Origin of the sequence: Lyngbya aestuarii BL J (assembly GCF_000478195.2) — a bacterium.
Lineage (GTDB): Bacteria > Cyanobacteriota > Cyanobacteriia > Cyanobacteriales > Microcoleaceae > Capilliphycus > Capilliphycus aestuarii.
On sequence record NZ_AUZM01000044.1, the window covers coordinates 23,063 to 40,023 of the forward strand.

The 16,961-nt window shown below is 39.2% G+C and carries 17 protein-coding genes; 7 read left to right on the forward strand and 10 right to left on the reverse strand.

From position 1 onward, the window contains the following. Window position 1 precedes the first annotated feature (1 nt). The 6 genes from M595_RS17775 to M595_RS17800 form a co-directional block, all read right to left on the reverse strand. Complete coding sequence (locus tag M595_RS17775; protein WP_023067756.1) at window positions 2-781, reverse strand: cobalt-precorrin-6A reductase; 780 nt, start codon at window positions 779-781, stop codon at window positions 2-4. Between the two features lie 118 nt (window positions 782-899). Further along, complete coding sequence (locus tag M595_RS17780) at window positions 900-1,322, reverse strand: hypothetical protein (protein WP_023067747.1); 423 nt, start codon at window positions 1,320-1,322, stop codon at window positions 900-902. 75 nt (window positions 1,323-1,397) lie between these two features. Next, window positions 1,398-1,823 (reverse strand): HHL1-like protein, encoded by a 426-nt coding sequence (locus tag M595_RS17785; RefSeq protein WP_023067774.1) that lies wholly within the window; start codon window positions 1,821-1,823, stop codon window positions 1,398-1,400. 72 nt (window positions 1,824-1,895) lie between these two features. Continuing rightward, a complete protein-coding gene (locus M595_RS17790; RefSeq protein WP_023067746.1) occupies window positions 1,896-2,537 on the reverse strand; it encodes a Uma2 family endonuclease in 642 nt (213 codons plus the stop codon). A 108-nt stretch (window positions 2,538-2,645) separates the two neighbouring features. Continuing rightward, window positions 2,646-4,682, reverse strand: coding sequence for a serine hydrolase domain-containing protein (locus M595_RS17795; protein ID WP_083492842.1), 2,037 nt, complete (start codon window positions 4,680-4,682; stop codon window positions 2,646-2,648). Between the two features lie 206 nt (window positions 4,683-4,888). Beyond that, a complete protein-coding gene (locus M595_RS17800) occupies window positions 4,889-6,025 on the reverse strand; it encodes a Tudor-knot domain-containing protein (RefSeq protein WP_023067754.1) in 1,137 nt (378 codons plus the stop codon). A gap of 388 nt (window positions 6,026-6,413) precedes the next feature. Between M595_RS17800 and ilvA the strand changes: the two genes are divergently transcribed. From ilvA to M595_RS17815, 3 genes are all read left to right on the forward strand, one after another. Next, window positions 6,414-7,925, forward strand: a complete 1,512-nt coding sequence (gene ilvA / locus M595_RS17805) for a threonine ammonia-lyase, biosynthetic (RefSeq protein ID WP_023067781.1) — start codon at window positions 6,414-6,416, stop codon at window positions 7,923-7,925. Between the two features lie 290 nt (window positions 7,926-8,215). Further along, a complete protein-coding gene (locus M595_RS17810; protein ID WP_338041656.1) occupies window positions 8,216-9,559 on the forward strand; it encodes a TMEM143 family protein in 1,344 nt (447 codons plus the stop codon). Between the two features lie 447 nt (window positions 9,560-10,006). Further along, window positions 10,007-11,089 (forward strand): DUF3474 domain-containing protein, encoded by a 1,083-nt coding sequence (locus tag M595_RS17815; protein ID WP_023067766.1) that lies wholly within the window; start codon window positions 10,007-10,009, stop codon window positions 11,087-11,089. 297 nt (window positions 11,090-11,386) lie between these two features. Here the strand turns inward: M595_RS17815 and vapB are convergent, their stop codons facing one another. Continuing rightward, entirely contained in the window at window positions 11,387-11,623 is a 237-nt protein-coding gene (vapB, locus tag M595_RS17820; RefSeq protein WP_023067738.1) for a type II toxin-antitoxin system VapB family antitoxin, read from the reverse strand. Window positions 11,624-11,740: 117 nt separating this feature from the next. Here vapB and M595_RS17825 point away from each other — a divergent pair, with 117 nt between their 5' ends. Next, window positions 11,741-13,672 (forward strand): GTPase family protein, encoded by a 1,932-nt coding sequence (locus M595_RS17825; RefSeq protein ID WP_023067777.1) that lies wholly within the window; start codon window positions 11,741-11,743, stop codon window positions 13,670-13,672. A gap of 63 nt (window positions 13,673-13,735) precedes the next feature. Here M595_RS17825 and M595_RS31570 read toward each other — a convergent pair whose 3' ends face one another. Together M595_RS31570 and M595_RS17835 are read right to left on the reverse strand one after the other, a co-directional pair. Continuing rightward, window positions 13,736-13,960, reverse strand: coding sequence for a hypothetical protein (locus tag M595_RS31570; protein ID WP_023067750.1), 225 nt, complete (start codon window positions 13,958-13,960; stop codon window positions 13,736-13,738). Window positions 13,961-14,161: 201 nt separating this feature from the next. Next, a complete protein-coding gene (locus tag M595_RS17835; RefSeq protein ID WP_023067753.1) occupies window positions 14,162-15,067 on the reverse strand; it encodes a vitamin K epoxide reductase family protein in 906 nt (301 codons plus the stop codon). 103 nt (window positions 15,068-15,170) lie between these two features. On the opposite strand from M595_RS17835, the gene M595_RS17840 reads away from it, so the two are divergent. After that, window positions 15,171-15,404, forward strand: a complete 234-nt coding sequence (locus tag M595_RS17840) for a DUF1049 domain-containing protein (protein ID WP_023067736.1) — start codon at window positions 15,171-15,173, stop codon at window positions 15,402-15,404. 60 nt (window positions 15,405-15,464) lie between these two features. Here the strand turns inward: M595_RS17840 and M595_RS17845 are convergent, their stop codons facing one another. Then, window positions 15,465-16,115, reverse strand: a complete 651-nt coding sequence (locus M595_RS17845) for a DUF938 domain-containing protein (RefSeq protein WP_023067773.1) — start codon at window positions 16,113-16,115, stop codon at window positions 15,465-15,467. Between the two features lie 144 nt (window positions 16,116-16,259). Here M595_RS17845 and M595_RS17850 point away from each other — a divergent pair, with 144 nt between their 5' ends. Both M595_RS17850 and M595_RS17855 read left to right on the forward strand, forming a co-directional pair. Further along, window positions 16,260-16,547 (forward strand): hypothetical protein, encoded by a 288-nt coding sequence (locus M595_RS17850; RefSeq protein ID WP_040484296.1) that lies wholly within the window; start codon window positions 16,260-16,262, stop codon window positions 16,545-16,547. Between the two features lie 155 nt (window positions 16,548-16,702). Then, a complete protein-coding gene (locus tag M595_RS17855; protein ID WP_009787983.1) occupies window positions 16,703-16,930 on the forward strand; it encodes a ferredoxin family protein in 228 nt (75 codons plus the stop codon). Window positions 16,931-16,961 lie beyond the last annotated feature (31 nt).

Genomic DNA, 16,961 nt, shown 5'->3' on the forward strand with positions numbered 1-16,961 from the left:
ACTACTCAAACTGATTGCAACAGAAATCAATCGCAGCATCTAAATCACTTGTTTGTTGAGGATAATTTAGCTGGGGACGGTCAATAATAATCAACGAAATTCCCAATTCTGACGCAACTTTTTGTTTAGTTTCTTCTCCACCCGCAACACCAGATGCTTTGGTTACAACTAATGAAATATTCCACTGTTTCCAAAGTGCTTTTTCAAGTTCTGGTGAAATTGGCGGACGCAATGCAATAATATGATTAGGCGTAAAACCTGCGTCTAATGCGGCTTTTAACGAAACTTCAGACGGAAGTATTCGTACAAATAGGGTCGAACGTTCTTGCCAACTTTTAAAAGGTGCTAAATTACGATATCCTAAAGTTAACATTACTCGTTGTTGGGTAAGATAATCTCCCGTTAATAGGGTTTTAAAGCTATCTAAATGAATAGTTTGAGAGTCTTTAGCTTGATAACAGGGTCGTTCGTAGCGCAAATAAGGAATATGATATTGTATAGAAGTAGCGATCGCTAACTTGGAGATTTCGACGGCGTAGGGATGAGACGCATCTAAAATAGCGGCGATGTTTTGCTGTTGAATAAATGAATAAATTTGAACGTTATCTAGTTTTCCCACCCAAATTTTCAGCGACGAAGATTCAGAATCATAAAGGTTTTTAGCGCTATCAGTCGTTACGCTAACTATACAGGGAATTTGGGCTGAAGTGATTATATTTGCTAAAGTTGCACTTTCACTGGTTCCTCCAATTAACCATATTTTTCGTTTAGAAGTTAACATTTATTCTGTGAGTTTATTTGAGTTCAATAAATTATATATCTAAGTTTTTTATAGATAAATTTCTGATAACTTCTTGACTGTAGATTGGATTAACACGGGCTAACCCAACCCTGATATTTTAAGCCGAAGTAGTTTCAGTAGAAGTTGATTTTTGGATATCCTGTTCAATGGCTTCTAAGGTTTGAATGACTAACCGTTTTGCTTCCAACTTCCAACCGATTTGTTGAATTTTTATGGCTGCATAACCCCCGACAACAGTAGCAATTAAATCTAATGGTTGTAGAAAGGAAATGCCAAAAAGTAAACCCAATCCAGCAATTCCCCAAAAGGGTAACGCAACAGTTTGACGCTGTTTTTCGATTAACTCACTAATTTTATCAGTGGGCATTTCTTCTAACAGCGCAGCTTTAACTTTTCGTTGTTCTTCTAAGGGAACAGATATCCCTATTTTGCGGCGCAATCTTTGAATTTTACGACCATCTGTGCTATAGTTAGTTAACTCATCTTCTGCCATTAATACAAGACGTTCTAACTGTCCCATTTTTAAATTCCTATTCTTTTATTTCTGATTTTGGACATAAAAAATGAGGTAGGAATTAACCCACCCCATCAGAAATTAACCTTTTTTTAAAAGGGATGAAACTCGATCTTTGATAGATGCGATTGCAGCTTGCAAACCGTTAGAACGAGATTTAGGGGGAACCGCTACTTGGATGGGTTCATCTTTAAATTCTTTGAGACGATAGCCAAATTCGAGTTGATTTTGGTGTTTCCGCAAACGAGGGAATAGTCGAAACGCACCTTGTAGCAAATCTTCCTGACTTCCGAAAATGGCTTGATTGATCTGACTCGAACGTTTGACGGCGACTACACCGACGGGATACCAGTTTTTCTGTCCCTGAACACGAATATAAATCTCATAGTCTGGAGTACCATCAGACTTCATTTTCTCATATTCCTTAGCCGCTTTGTTGCGTTCAACGGTGCGTTTGGAGGGTTTGGCTTGAGTTTGAGTTTTTCCGAATCCTTGTTTTGTCGCCATGGTTGTTAAACGTAAAATCTTATACTTTAAATAAAAGTTTACAACCTTTTCAGAAATTTGTCTTCTTTCCCCTCAAGCTTGAAACTGAGACAGCAGCCAAGCACTGACTTTACCGTGATTCATTTGGCGACTACGGCGTAATGCTTCTTCTAAGAGTGCAATTTCCAAATCTGCAAAAACTTGAGACTGTTCAATTCGATAACTTCCTCGGTTCTCAATTTTAAAGGCAATAATTTGAGCGGCTTTTACATCAATAATCCAATATTCTCTGACTCCCAAAGATTCATAAAGTAGACGTTTTTCTCCTTTATCATCAGACAGGGAAGAATAGGCAACTTCTATGACTAAATCCGGCGCAGGATAGGTATTAAGATCGATAATTGTTGCTTCCCAAGGCACAATTTCAGCTTTGGAACCGACATAAAAAGAAACATCCGGTTGTGCTTCTTCATAGCCAACTTTGCGATAAGTACAGTTATCGTGAACATCTAAGTCAATCTCTCGAAGTCCAGCATACAAATAGAGAAAGCCAATAACTGCTGCATGGTCACGAGAATGGGGATTTCCAAGGGGAGACATTTCTAACCTCATGCATCCATTAAAATAATAACCTTTAGCCTGTTTATAGTCTGATTTTTCGAGAGTTGAAAGGTATTCTTCCCAGGTAGCATTCATCCAGACATCGGTCAAAAATTGAGTTTTTAGCTGAGTCATAACAGCACAAGTGGAAGCAATTAATCTTATTATAACTGATGATGAATTTTTCTGTAAATATTAAGTAGAGATGTCCGACACACCTCTACAATTAATTTGGGTTGGAGACTAGAAGCTTATCGGTGACATTACATTCCAATACAAAAGTACAGGAATAAATAATAAAGCCGCCAAAGTTGTTAAGCTATAGTGCCATTTTCCGAAGTTTGACCACTCTTTAGTTTGGCAAACTTTGAGAGTAAAAAAGGGTAAACCTAGCGATAAAATAGCTGCAATTGCTGGGATAAATAACAAGGCTTTAATGATGATCGGTGTACCGTAAGCCAGTTTCCAGGGTGCAATTAACCAAAAGGCTAAACCAAAACCAACTAAAAAGATAATGTACAATAAACTTACCGCCATTGCTAATCCTGAAGCGGGTGAAAGTTTACCTTTAATTACGGTTCGGAGTCCCACTAAAACCGCCGATAAAAAGATTAACACACAAATTCCTGCCATCCAAAGTTGAAATACAATTGTTGCGGATGAAGAAACTTTTTTAAATGCACCAATTTTTGTTCCGATGGGATTAAAAAGGTAAGTAATTTTTCCCTGTTCATCTTCCCCAAACGCTGAATATCCATCACTATCGGCGCGTTTAAAGAGTAGGGGTTCAACGGGAATTAACTCTTTTGCTAAAACCTTTCCGGGAAAAAATAAACCCGGTGTTTCGATTCTCAAGCTGTTATTTTCATTCACCTTAACATGAACGTGTCCGAATGGTGCTGTTAGTTTGGCAAAGGTATCACGGGGATATTCAACATCTCGATAGGTTCCGGCAAAGCGTTCAATATCATCTCCTAAATCTATTTTTTCCGGGTTAACTGAGGCGTTGGAATTGGGGAAATAACGCTTCAAAAATTGTTCTACAATTTTTCCGGGTGCGACGGGAGAATATTTATTAAAGGCAATAAACAAACCGACATTTTCCTCTGGAATTAAACTTAAATTGCTGGAAGATCCAATCATATTTCCCGCGTGTCCAATTACCCGTAAATTATTAGTGACTCGTTCGTGAAAACCATAGCCAGTCCCCGGTAATTTGGGATGATGAGTAAACTGTTGCTGGTGCATCAACTCAACGGTTTCTGGCTCTAAAATTCGAGTATTTTCGTAGCGGCCATTTTGCAGGTGAGCAATCATAAAATGTGCCATATCGGTGGCTGTTGCGGACAAAGCTGCTGCTGGCGCGATATTAAGATACAAAAAAGGTAGGGGTTTAAATTCTCCCTTTTTGTATTGATAACTTACGGCTAAGTTAGGTGCTAAGTTTTCGGGTAAAGGTTGCTGAAAACTACTATTTGGCATCGATAGCGGTTGCAGAATATTTTGATCAATATATTCAGTAAAGGGAACACCTGAAACACTTTCAACAATATAACCCGCCAGAGAAATTCCCATATTAGAATAAGTATAAAGTTCTCCGGGGGGCCAAACAAACGGAGGCATTCGTTGGGGAAGAAATTCTTCTAGCGGTAACATTTTTTCGGGACTGTTTGCGGCGATTCCTAGCAGTCTTTGGCTGGTGCCATCCGTTTGGGTCATTAAATTGGATAAGGTGACGGGTTCTTCAAAATTTGAGTCGATTTGAAACGTTTTTAAGTATTGATTAACATCAACATCTAACTCAAGTGAACCCTGTTCATAGAGTTGCAAAACTGCGGTATCGGTGAACAGTTTGGATAGGGAAGCAACCCGAAATAAAGTTTGATCTGCTTGTACCGGAATTTCTTCTTCTACGTTGGCGTAACCGTAGCCTTTTTCAAATATAATTGAGCCATCTTTCACTAACGAAACAACACCCCCAGGAATGTGTTGTTTATCCATTTGTTCATTGAAGCGTTCATCAAAAAAGTTGGCGATTTCTTCGGGGTTTGTCAGGGTATTAGAAGTAGGAGGAACGGTTTGAGGTTTAGGCGTGGATTTCTGAGGTTCTGGTGATAAAAGTGGAACTTGATTTTGAGAATTTTGTGCGATAGGAATGGCTGCGAGTACACTAGAATAGGATAAAACCAGAATTAATGCTGTTACTGCACAGACGAGAAACCGAGTCAACCGTCTCCAGTGTTTAGCGTAAAAAAGACGCTTGAGCTTGAAATTGTTCATAGATATCTGGATGAATTTAACCGAATGGTTTAACTTTAGAGAAAAAATCAGAGCTAGTCTTCCTACTGAGGTGAGAGAATTCCCTACACAGAGGTTAGATTTTTTCAAGATGTGTTTTTTTGTCAAAATTGAACGTCTGATTTTTCGGTCTAATTCATCCAGATGTCCGTTAACGTTTAATCGCTAATTCAACCCTTTATCTGCGGTTAGCGAGAACGAATATTTTTTTCTTTTACCCATTCATCCTCATCTGAATCATACCCAATATAATGGACAAAATATTTAGTTTTCTCTTTTTTAACTTTGATATCTTGAATGGTGGATTCATACCATTCGCCTTCGTCTTTATCCCAAACTTCTACCGTTTCACCGACGGAAAATCGACTGTTACTCGCCGTTGCTGCGGGTGAAAAACTGGGAGTGAAATTACCCGAAGCTGCGGGAAGTTCGGCTTGAATAGAAGCATAAGCATCGAGAATGAGTTTGCGGGTTACGGTTTGAATTCCGGTATGTTCATAATAGTTGGTGGTTTGGTCGAGAAATGCCGCCACAAAGTCCAAGTTATCATCGGCAATTTGAATAAAACTTCCCACCTGGTCGAGAACAGACTGAGGTGTTACCCCGGTTTTTTGAACTAAGTTATCCATCCAGCCTTGTATGGCGTTGAACCCTTGTTTGATAAACCCAAATTTATCTGAAGCATTGTTACCGGGAATGACACCACTCACGGAATTGAAGACTTGATTTTGAGCGATAACACTACTGTCAGCACCATCAATCATCCCGTGAATTTTACCAATAAAATCGGGGCCTAACGGTAAAATTGCATCAATACAAACTAAGGCTTCCATCCGCATTAACGCCGCATCTTGATAGTTATTGGCTAACACCGTTGCAAACATTTGCGGGTTCGCTTGGGGAATGCCGTTTAACTTACAAAAGGCGATAATTTCAACCGTTATTTTGAGTAATAAATCAATCGTTTGGGTGAAATCCGCTTTTGGAGTAAAATTGCTTAAAAAGGAGAGAAAGCTAATTTTTTCACCAATTTTATTCGCCAAAGCTGCCGTTGCCATTATCGTATCGGCTGTATCGATAGTTTGATAAAGTTTAATCGCCGTTTGATAACCCTGTTGCGGATCGTGATATAATGCGACTGCGCGATCGCGAATTCTTTGAATCCGTTGGCTATCTGTTTCTCCAGTAATGCTGCGAATACTGTTATCAAATCCGACTAAATTATTCCACTGACCGGGCATGATATAATCAAGCGCCTTTAACACTTTGACCGTAATATTATCGGTGGGAAGTGCGTCAGCTAACTGAATAATAGATTTATCCATGAGTCATTCCTCCAAAAAAACGTTCTAAAAATTACTAAGTTTTCACCCACATGAGGCGATGACAGCCAAGTTTTCTCTCTCTTAAAACACAACTCTATTTTGCTCCCGAATGGTGAGTCGATGTTGAACCCAGAACGGTTTAATTGAGAGAAAAGTACGGTTTGAAAAGATTGACGATAGGCTGCACGCAAATCCTAATCTTCTCTACAATACATTTTAAACGATCGCTTGAGGAAATTGTAAATTTTATTTAAACTATAACAAGATTAAATCTGTATTCTCATTATAACATCAATCTGTAAAACGATTAACCTTAAATTTAACTGATAGAAAAGTAACAAAAATCCTGTAAAATTACCCCATCTGTTCTTCTCACTCACTCAACCCCATGAACTGCAACTACCTAGAACGAATTCTCACCGCTCGTGTCTATGATGTCGCTCAAGAAACACCGTTAGACATCGCTCCCAATCTCTCTAACCGACTCAAAAATAAACTCCTTCTCAAACGAGAAGATATGCAGTCTGTTTTCTCCTTTAAACTGCGAGGAGCCTACAATAAAATGGCACAACTTCCCCCTGACTTACTCGCCGTTGGTGTAATCGCTGCATCGGCTGGAAACCACGCTCAAGGTGTTGCTTTGGCGGCGAGTCGTTTGGGAACAAAAGCGATTATTGTGATGCCTGTAACGACTCCTAAAGTAAAAGTTGATGCCGTTAAAACGAGAGGTGGCGAGGTGATGTTATATGGAGAAACCTTTGATGAAGCTTATGCTTATGCGCGTCAATTAGAAGCAGAAAAAGGATTAACCTTTATTCATCCTTTTAATGATCCCGATGTGATTGCTGGACAGGGAACAATTGGCATGGAAATTTTGCGACAATATCAACAACCGATTCATGCAATTTTTGTGGCAATTGGCGGCGGAGGATTGATTTCAGGAATTGCGGCTTATGTCAAACGATTGCGTCCAGAAATCAAAATTATTGGGGTTGAACCTATCGATGCGGATGCAATGTCACAGTCATTAAAAGCCGGACATCGGGTGAAGTTATCCCAAGTCGGACTGTTTGCAGATGGCGTGGCTGTGCGTGAAGTTGGAGATGAAACATTTCGTCTTTGTCAACAATATGTAGATGAAATAATTTTAGTAGGAACTGATGATACTTGTGCCGCAATTAAAGATGTTTTTGAAGATACTCGTTCGATTTTAGAACCTGCTGGGGCCTTGGCAATTGCGGGAGCAAAAGCATATGTTGAACGAGAACAAATTCAAGATAAAACGTTAGTTGCCGTCGCCTGTGGTGCGAATATGAATTTTGACCGTTTGCGGTTTGTTGCTGAACGTGCTGAATTAGGAGAACGTCGAGAAGCCATTTTTGCGGTGACAATTCCTGAAAAACCGGGAAGTCTTCGTCAGTTTTGTGACTGTTTAGGAAAACGTAGTTTAACCGAGTTTAACTATCGAATTGCTGATGAAAAAGAAGCCCATATTTTTGTTGGTGTTCAAATCAAAAACCGTGCTGATGCAGCCCAATTAATGGAAACATTTGAAGCACAGGATTTAAAAACATTAGACTTAACCGATAATGAACTGGTAAAATTACATTTGCGTCACATGGTTGGTGGACGTTCTCCTTTAGCTCATCATGAATTATTGTATCGCTTTGAATTTCCCGAACGTCCTGGCGCTTTAATGAAGTTTGTTGCATCTATAAGTCCGAATTGGAATATTAGTCTATTTCACTATCGAAATAATGGTTCAGACTATGGCAGAATTGTGGTGGGAATGCAAGTTCCGCCTCAAGAAATGGAACAATGGCAAGCGTTTCTAGATACTCTCGGTTATCGCTACTGGGATGAAAATAAAAATCCCGCTTATCAACTGTTTTTGGGGTAAGATAATCTCATTACCTGCTGAACTGAACATTATTTAAGGTTAGAATTTCAATGAACAACCCGAACAACTCGCAATGGGAATATCAACTCTTAGAAAGCTTTATGGAAATGACAAAAGCTTCCTACGGTGACTTTGATGCTATCTGAAACCTGAGTAAAGCCACCAGTGACGCTGAAAGTTTTCAAAAAATTCTTAAACATCCCTGAAACAAAATTTTTGGTTGTCACTATCAGCTTTAATATGATCTGTTTTAACTTGATAAGTTCTGTAAAAATTTTCCGAGATTGTGAATGATGACTGATAACAAAAAACTAGAAGCCTATATTCCCTATCGTCGCAGCGATATTATCGAACTTTGTCTAAAAGATGGTAAGTTAAGCCGGGAGGATACTCAAACCTTTAAAGAGTTTTGTCAAATTTTGTCGGCTTTTTATCACTTTCGTTTTCATAAAACCCTAGAAATTATCAAAGAGAACTACGCCGTTTTTAACCCCAATACTGATGTTGAACCCTTAGAAGAACCCAATTTAGATCAATATAACCAAATGCAATCTAAAGTGGTTGAGGCGTTTAACCATATTTTAGAACGAGCGAATTATGTTCGCCTGTCAAAATCAATCGTTGATAAAGCTTTGGGACAAAAGTCTTTGATTAACTTGCAAACTCATGTTGATTTTAATGACTTCGATCAATTTCTCTGCTATTATCGGGGTGATACCACAACCACAACTAAAATTAAAAAGTTATTTTTTTGGGAGGAAGAAAAAACAATTGAGATGTTTGAACGGGTTGTTTTATTAATAAAATTCAAAGGAAAAGGATATTTTCGCCGCAAAGAGTCCAACTCAAAAGCGTTAGATGAACTTAAATTTACCCCCGGAAAAATGTATGCTTACTTTTATAAAAATATTCCCAAGTTTGATATTGACTTACTGTTTCCCAATATTAAAACCAGTATGACTTGGAAAGATAGATTATTGTTTGGAGTTCCCGCAGTTGGAGCAGCAATTCCTCTCATTTTAAGAACTTTACCCAATATTTTATTACTTATTGCTGCAATTTTATTAGTTTTCAATGCTAGAGATTTAATTCAGACTTTAAATGTTGAACAAGATCAACTTCAAGATATCATGCCTGTTTTAGTGGCAACGTTATCTTTAGCCATAGCACTCGGTGGTTTTGCTTTCAAACAATATAATAATTACAAAAGCAAGAAAATCCAATTTCAAAAAGATGTCACCGATACCCTGTTTTTTAAAAACTTAGCCAATAATGATAGTGTCTTTCAGCGATTAATTGATATTGCCGAAGAAGAAGAATGCAAAGAAATTATTTTAGTTTATTATCATCTATTAACGAGTCCAAATCCTTTAAATCCAGAACAGTTGGATGCTAAAATTGAAAATTGGATGCAAGAAAAATTAGGAATTGGGATTAACTTCGACATTAATGGCCCGTTAAATAATATGCAAGAAATTCGAGGAAAAATAGAAGATAATGCGAATGAACCGGAAGTGCCATTATTGTCCTATAATCAACAAGGCTATTGTCACGTTATCCCTTTAAAACAAGCAAGAATTGTGATTGATTGGGTGTGGGATAATGCCTTTCAATATAACGGAAAAGCCTTGTAGACAAAAGACGAAACACGCATCAGGATGCCAAACGAGTATCCCAAACCGTCTCAAAAATGGGACTCATTTGTGAAAAAGTTGGGAAGTAAGAGCGTTGAATCCGAAGAAATCCTGGAATTTTGAATAATTTACCTAATTTCAAGCGTTTTCAGTCCATTTTTGTCCAAACGACAACCATCTCAGGGTAGAATATACATCGTTTATGAATTGCATTTTGCGGTTTAGCCTAGCACAGAGGACATTTTGATGCAGCAACGGAGTCACACCCCTCTTTACAAACTGGGTATTCAATCAGCCAGTTTTGAAGAAAATCACAAGCTGAAGGTTCGTCGGTATTTACTGCTTAGACCCCCTTGCTGATTCAAAATTGCAGCTAACACAGGCTGAAGCTGTCAGGTTAAACCTAACAATGTAGATTCTTTTTACTCAAGTAAAATCGGAAATTTCGTGCAATCAAATACTGTTAGTCAGGCGACTCTTACCGCCTCATCTCCCTCTACAACAGAGTTACCTTTTACTCTGCAAGATGTAAAGGCGGCTATTCCCGCCCATTGTTTTGAACCCTCAGTCTGGAAATCTTTGAGTTATTTCTTTCTCGATATTTCCATTATTGCCGGGTTGTACGTGGTCGCTTATACCCTTGATTCGTGGTTCTTTTTTCCGATTTTTTGGCTAATGCAAGGAACCATGTTTTGGGCGTTATTTGTGGTCGGACACGATTGTGGTCACGGTTCTTTTTCTAAGCAAAAATGGTTGAATAATTTGATTGGACATTTATCTCATACTCCCATTCTTGTCCCTTTTCACGCTTGGCGAATTAGTCACAGAACCCATCACGCTAATACCGGAAACATTGATAAAGATGAAAGCTGGTATCCGGTTCCTGAAAGTCAATATGATCAGATGCCTTGGTATGAAAAGCTATTGCGCTACTATATCCCATTATTGGCTTATCCGATTTATCTCTTTCATCCGGCAAATTCTCATCTTTCTCCGAATACTCGCCTATTCCGCCCCACTGAAAAATGGGATATTATCACCAGTTCAACTTGCTGGTTTTTAATGGTGGGTTTTCTCGGTTTTTTAACCTATGAATTTGGCGGGTTATTTCTGCTGAAATATTATCTCGTTCCCTATATCATCTTTGTGATGTGGTTAGATTTGGTGACTTATTTACATCACACCGAACCCGATATTCCTTGGTATCGGAACGAAGATTGGTATTTCTTGAAAGGGGCATTATCGACAATTGATCGCGACTATGGTTTTATCAATTCCATTCATCACGATATTGGTACTCATGTCGCCCATCACATTTTCTTGAATATGCCTCACTACCATTTGAAAACCGCAACCGAGGCAATTAAACCCATTTTGGGTGAATATTATCACAAGTCTGACGAATCTATTTGGAAGGGTTTTATCAACTCTTATCTGACTTGTCATTTTGTCCCGAATACGGGAAGTCCGATTTTCTATCAGTCTGGTTGGAAGTCGAAAGATTCCACAAAAACAAACAAACCTGACTAACTCTAACGTCTGATTTTTTTTCGGGGTGGGTATTAATTGCCCACCCTATTATTTTGAAAATATTTTAGGGTAAAACAAGACCATATAGTTATCTGAATTATTACCCTAAAGTGAAACGATAAGTTTTATATTCTGTCTAATCATCACTTCAAGAAGGAAGTTGATTAGGGGTTGCTGGATCACCTGGTTGATAGAATTGCGATGCAGGAAAATCTTGCACAGGCTGAGGTCAATTAATATTATTGATTGAAACTGCTAACTTCTCTGATAGCATGAGTGTCTAAAAGAAGTTTCATACTACATATATTCCTTTAAATCTTCCAAAGGTTGATCGAAATCATCCGACATAATAATTTTTCCAGCCCAACTTCCATAGCCATGATGCTTTTCAGTTTTTTCTTCCACGACTTCGGGTTGAGGTTGTGATGCTGTTTTTGCATATTTCTCTAACAAAAAGTCTATATAGTGAACAACTTCGGTTTTCAGCGAGTCGGGAAGGGCTGCAAATTTCTCTAAAATTGTTGGTTCTATCATCGGTGTAACCCTGTCAGTGTCGAAGAACTTTTAAAGATTATCATAACAACCCATTCAAACGATTTAACTTGAATACGCTAAACTTTATACAAACAGTTAGCAACCGAGGATAATATTATGGTGCGATTAAAACCTTGGCAATGGGTGATTCTAGCCTTACCTATTGCTTCTATCGTCATCTTTATCATGGTGGCTGCGGGATATCAAATTAACCAATGGGGAATTAACTGGATCTGGGGAATTGTTACCCTGATTTTTGTCGGTTGGCGCTGGTTACTGGTTCGATGGACAAAACCTGAGATCGCTCAAATCGAAGCAGTAATGGCAAAAGTTAATCAAGATCTCGAAGTCAGTTTAGATGATGCAGAAACGCCCTTAGCGGGAGATGAAGCGACCCAAAAAATTGAAACTAAATTACAAGAAATTATTGAACAAACTCGCAACGATGAACCAGTTTGGGCAGATTGGGTAACATTTTGGCAACGGTGTCAGGATGTTGTAATTACCGTTGCCAATACTTACCATCCCGAGGTTAAATATCCTCTCCTTAATATCTACATTCCGCAAGCTTATGGACTGATTCGCGGTACTGTTGATGATATGGATCGGTGGATGCAACAGTTATCTCCTGCCCTCAATCAAGTCACAGTTGGGCAAGCGTTTCAAGCCTATGAAGTTTACCAAAAATTAGAACCTTCTGCCCGCAAACTTTGGCAGGTTTGGAATTGGGCAATGTGGATTATTAATCCTGCTGCTGCTGCTGCAAAAGTTGCCAGTAAACGCTATAGCGATCAAGCTAATCAACAATTACTTGGAAACTTGGGTCAAATGTTACGAGAAGTGGCATTAAGAAACCTCTGTCGTCAAGCCATTACCCTTTATTCAGGAACTCAACTTCCGGCTGATGTTTTTGCAACAAAAACCTCAACTTTACCCCAAGCTAAAACTCAAACGATCAGAGATATTCTCGAACAAGCAGAACCGACGGAGAAAGTTGAACAAAAACCTGTTAATATTTTACTGGCTGGACGTACAGGGGCCGGAAAAAGTAGTTTAATTAATACATTATTTAAAGCCGAAAAAGCCGAAGTTGATGTTTTACCGAGTACCGATAAAATTCAAAACTATCAGTGGGAAACACCCACAGGTGAAACGTTAATTTTGTGGGATACTCCTGGGTATGAACAAATTAACCGTTCTGATTTGCGAGATTTAGTGTTAGATTTTATTAGCAAAACAGATTTATTACTGTTAGTAACCCCTGCACTTGATCCCGCCTTACAAATGGATGTAGACTTTTTGCAGGATATGAAAGCAGAAGTTGAAGATTTACGGGCGATGGTTATTGTGACGCAAGTGGATCGGTTACGCCCGGTTAGAGAATGGGAACCGCCCTATGATTGGATATTCGGAAATCGCCTAAAAGAAGTGGTAATTCGAGAAGCAACACAATACCGAAGTGAACGGTTAGGAGAAGTTTGTGATCGCGTTTTACCTGTCGTTACTGGGGATATAAACAGTAATCGCAAGGAGTGGGGAATTGATGCTTTATCAATCGCTTTAGTGGAATTAATTTCCCCCACTAAACAACTGCGATTAGCCCGATTTTTACGCAATTTAGAAGCTCGTACAGTTGCAGCTGCTCAGATTATAGATCGCTATACACTCCAGATGACAACGACTCAAGGCTTGACAGCATTAGTAAAAAGTCCGATTCTCAAATATATTGCCACAATATCAACCGGTTCCCCGGCTTTGGCTTATTTACTCGCTGAACAGATTCCGATAGAACAGTTACCTGTGGTGATTGGTAAACTGCAAATGGGATATGATTTGTTTTCTGTGTTAAATCCGGGTGAAGGTAAGAATCGTCGAAATTTTGACTTACTGACATTATGGCCGTTATTATTAGAAAATCCGGGTTCACCCGATCAAAATGCTTGGGCATTTGGTCATGGGTTGGTTGAATATTGGACTAAAGATTTAACGATTGAACAATTGCGAGAACGATTTGAGGATTATCTTCAGCAAGCACAGAGTAAAGCTTAATTTTTCTTTCCCCCTAGCAAAAAGGTGAAATTCCTAGCTGCTAGGGAGGTTGATGATCTTCCATTAACTCGTGACTTCAAAATTTGCTTCAATCACTTCATCGATTTCGTGTAACTCAGGTTCTTTATTTTCCCCAGAAAATTTAAAGGGAAGAATTGCACAACTGCAAGATTTCCACTGACTCTGAACCGGGACTTGAAACAATTGACAGAAGCCACCACGCCGCCCTTCGGGTTTATAGGCTCGGCAATTTTTACAAGTTGAAGGAAGAATTTTGGGTCTTTTCATTCAAGATCTCCGCAGAGTTTATAATTAGATTGTTTATCAAAACTTGACTCTGGCTTTGTTGCAGAATTTACAGCTTTACAATTATTGAGATATCGGGATTTTAATCTAGAATCAAAGAAAAAGTTCAGAAAAAACTAGACAAGGATAAAAAACGAACGCATCAACGGATTATCCTTGCCTCAGTCATTCAGCCTTCAAAAGTTAGGGATTGCCAAAATTTTGTGAGCCACTATAACCCGACAACTGAGCTAATTTATCTAATCGTTGCACTCCCGGATATAGTTGACCGTTCACTTCCCAGGTGGGATAACTTTCAATCTTGGCCGCTTGGCACAACTCAGGTTGAGGATTTTTTCCCTTTGGATCACACTCAATATAAGTCAGTTTTGTAACCGCTTCCTTTCCGAATAATTGCTTTTGAGTTTTACAATGACTGCACCAAAACGCCCCATACATTTTTGCTCCCGCTTGAGTTAGATGTTCAGCTAAAGCGATATTAGCGGGATTAGATGCTGTGGTCACGCCGTAAGTTTCTTGTGATCCGGCTTGAGGATTATTTAGAGGAGCATAAACCGCTAAAGTACCAATTATCGTAATCATCCCAACAATTACGCCTGTAAAGATAAGCTGACCAATATCTTCCCAAGAATGACCAACAATGGTTAACAGAAATAAACTGAGCGAACAAACCGCAGATGCGATACAATACAAACAGAGAGATTGAATTTTAAACGCCATTAGATAAATCAAATAGCTACTAAATAGCATCATGGCGACTCCCCCCATAAACATCAGCAACCAAGTCCACTGTTCAGCTTTTTGACGGAGTTCTTTTTGTGAGTCAGGATTGATTAACCAAGGTGCAACAGCCATTGTTCCCATGCCGCTATAGGCTAAAAACCCAAACAGAGCTAAAGGTAAACCAAACACGACTGCATAGGGACTCGACAGCACCTTGTCACAACCTGTTACGGGACAAGCAGCAGTTCCTCCCGTCAACTTAACAATCGTCAGATAAGCGGTAACAACAGCCCCGAAAGCGGCAATCGTGGCGATTATAAAACGAGATTTGCGTTGAATCCAAGGGGTAGAACGTTTACGAAACATAATTTGAGTTTCCTATCCTTTATTGAGCAGTGTTTTCTATTTTGATATGGTATACTGGTGATCGCTAGACTGATTAGCTGTGCTATTAGATAACAGCTTTCCTATGAAAATCATATCCCCAATTTTAACCGGTCTGATTTTAGCGATTGTCATTAGTGCGATCGCAATTATCTCAGTACAAAATGCTACTCCTATCTCCATTCAGTTTCTAACATTCCAATCCGTAAAAATTCCGGTTGGAGTTGTTTTGGCTTTTGGTGTAGCTTTCGGGTTGATTTTCACTTCTATTTTAATTCCGATCTGTCAACGAGTCAGCTTAACAGGTGAGGAAGAATAAAGATAATTGATGTCTTCCCCTAAACAACCCAACTCAAAACGCCCTGACATCGAATATTTGTCAGTGATGCTGAAAGACAACCGATAAATTATTCGCAGGCATTGATATCGTTTCGATATGCTCGAGAGCGTGAGTTTTCGCTACAGTGGTTACTTCTTCTAAGTCTCGAACTCCCCATTCAGGATGTGAGGCGCGTAGGGATTCATCGAACATGATATTACTTTCTGAAGTGTGTTTTCCACCTTGTTTGAAGGGGCCATATAGATATAAAATTCCTCCCTGGGGTAAAATTCGCCCTGCTCCAGCCATCAGTCCTAAACACGCTGACCAAGGCGCAATATGAATCATATTAATACAAACAATAGCCGTAATTGGATTATTTTCTAATTCTATTCCATCCAATTCTAGAGAGGATTCAACTGGCCAAACAGAGTCTCGCACATCTAACGCTAACGGGGGATAAAGATTCTCAGAGGGAAAATAACTTTGCCAAGCCTGAATACTTGCTCGATGGCTACTCTCAACGTCAGAAGGCAACCATTGATGGGTCTGAAGACGAGGCGCTAGAAAAATGGCGTGTTCACCCGTTCCGCTGGCAATTTCCAAGATTATACCCTTTGCAGGTAAAACTCGTTGTAACACTTCTAAAATCGGCTGACGGTTGCGTTCCGTTGCGGGTGCGTATTGTCGGACATCTGGAGATTGATTCATAAGTGAGACTCAACAAAATGTACTTAATGCAAAAGAGGGACTAACAAACTTCTGATGTAGTAGATAGAGTAGGAACAAAGTTACGTCGAGTCAAGTTGGCGAGCATTTTTGAAGTATACCTCTTATTGCTATAATTCTTTTGTAATGATGATCATTGTTCTTTCTGGTTTGAGTCTTTATACAATCATTGCCTTTGTTATCGGATTAACTTTGCTGAGGATGTTTATTCAAGATTCTACAGCTTCAATGACTGATAAAGCCTGTTGGATAGTATTAATTGGAACAGCTCTATTTTGGCTAATTGTATTGCCGATTTCGGCTAGAGAACGAATGGCAAAACAAAGCCTTAATTATTCTCACAATCCGCAGAATTTACGAAAGGATAGAATCTCTGATCAACAGCCTTGTCAGTTAGAAACACCAAAAGCTTGAAATTATTGTCATAATCAATAGAGGTTTGAAATTTCACCCGATTCTCAATTAATTTAAAGATGAGGGTGAACCGTAATCACAAACTTGTGAAAGGATATGTATAGGGGGTCATACCTGCCGTTTGATCCAAACAGGGAGAACACACCAAACAAACCATGCCACATACCATAGTTACCGATGTCTGCGAAGGCGTTGCAGATTGTGTCGCCGCTTGTCCAGTCGCTTGTATTCACGATGGCCCAGGCAAAAATGCTAAGGGTACGGACTGGTACTGGATTGATTTTGATACCTGCATAGACTGCGGGATTTGCCTAACAGTTTGCCCGGTTGAGGGTGCAATTCTCCCAGAAGAACAACCTGGGTTGCAGAAAACACCCAACTAATTGGCAATCTTAATTCACTGTATTAATTAAT

Coding starts and splice junctions, on each gene's coding strand:
- M595_RS17835 (WP_023067753.1), bottom strand. CDS start 15,067: ATGTTTCGTAAACGTTCTACCCCTTGGATTCAACGCAAATCTCGTTTT.
- vapB (WP_023067738.1), bottom strand. CDS start 11,623: ATGATAGAACCAACAATTTTAGAGAAATTTGCAGCCCTTCCCGACTCG.
- M595_RS17855 (WP_009787983.1), top strand. CDS start 16,703: ATGCCACATACCATAGTTACCGATGTCTGCGAAGGCGTTGCAGATTGT.
- M595_RS17800 (WP_023067754.1), bottom strand. CDS start 6,025: ATGGATAAATCTATTATTCAGTTAGCTGACGCACTTCCCACCGATAAT.
- M595_RS17810 (WP_338041656.1), top strand. CDS start 8,216: ATGATGACTGATAACAAAAAACTAGAAGCCTATATTCCCTATCGTCGC.
- M595_RS17790 (WP_023067746.1), bottom strand. CDS start 2,537: ATGACTCAGCTAAAAACTCAATTTTTGACCGATGTCTGGATGAATGCT.
- M595_RS17845 (WP_023067773.1), bottom strand. CDS start 16,115: ATGAATCAATCTCCAGATGTCCGACAATACGCACCCGCAACGGAACGC.
- M595_RS17785 (WP_023067774.1), bottom strand. CDS start 1,823: ATGGCGACAAAACAAGGATTCGGAAAAACTCAAACTCAAGCCAAACCC.
- ilvA (WP_023067781.1), top strand. CDS start 6,414: ATGAACTGCAACTACCTAGAACGAATTCTCACCGCTCGTGTCTATGAT.
- M595_RS17825 (WP_023067777.1), top strand. CDS start 11,741: ATGGTGCGATTAAAACCTTGGCAATGGGTGATTCTAGCCTTACCTATT.
- M595_RS31570 (WP_023067750.1), bottom strand. CDS start 13,960: ATGAAAAGACCCAAAATTCTTCCTTCAACTTGTAAAAATTGCCGAGCC.
- M595_RS17840 (WP_023067736.1), top strand. CDS start 15,171: ATGAAAATCATATCCCCAATTTTAACCGGTCTGATTTTAGCGATTGTC.
- M595_RS17795 (WP_083492842.1), bottom strand. CDS start 4,682: ATGAACAATTTCAAGCTCAAGCGTCTTTTTTACGCTAAACACTGGAGA.
- M595_RS17780 (WP_023067747.1), bottom strand. CDS start 1,322: ATGGGACAGTTAGAACGTCTTGTATTAATGGCAGAAGATGAGTTAACT.
- M595_RS17775 (WP_023067756.1), bottom strand. CDS start 781: ATGTTAACTTCTAAACGAAAAATATGGTTAATTGGAGGAACCAGTGAA.
- M595_RS17850 (WP_040484296.1), top strand. CDS start 16,260: ATGATGATCATTGTTCTTTCTGGTTTGAGTCTTTATACAATCATTGCC.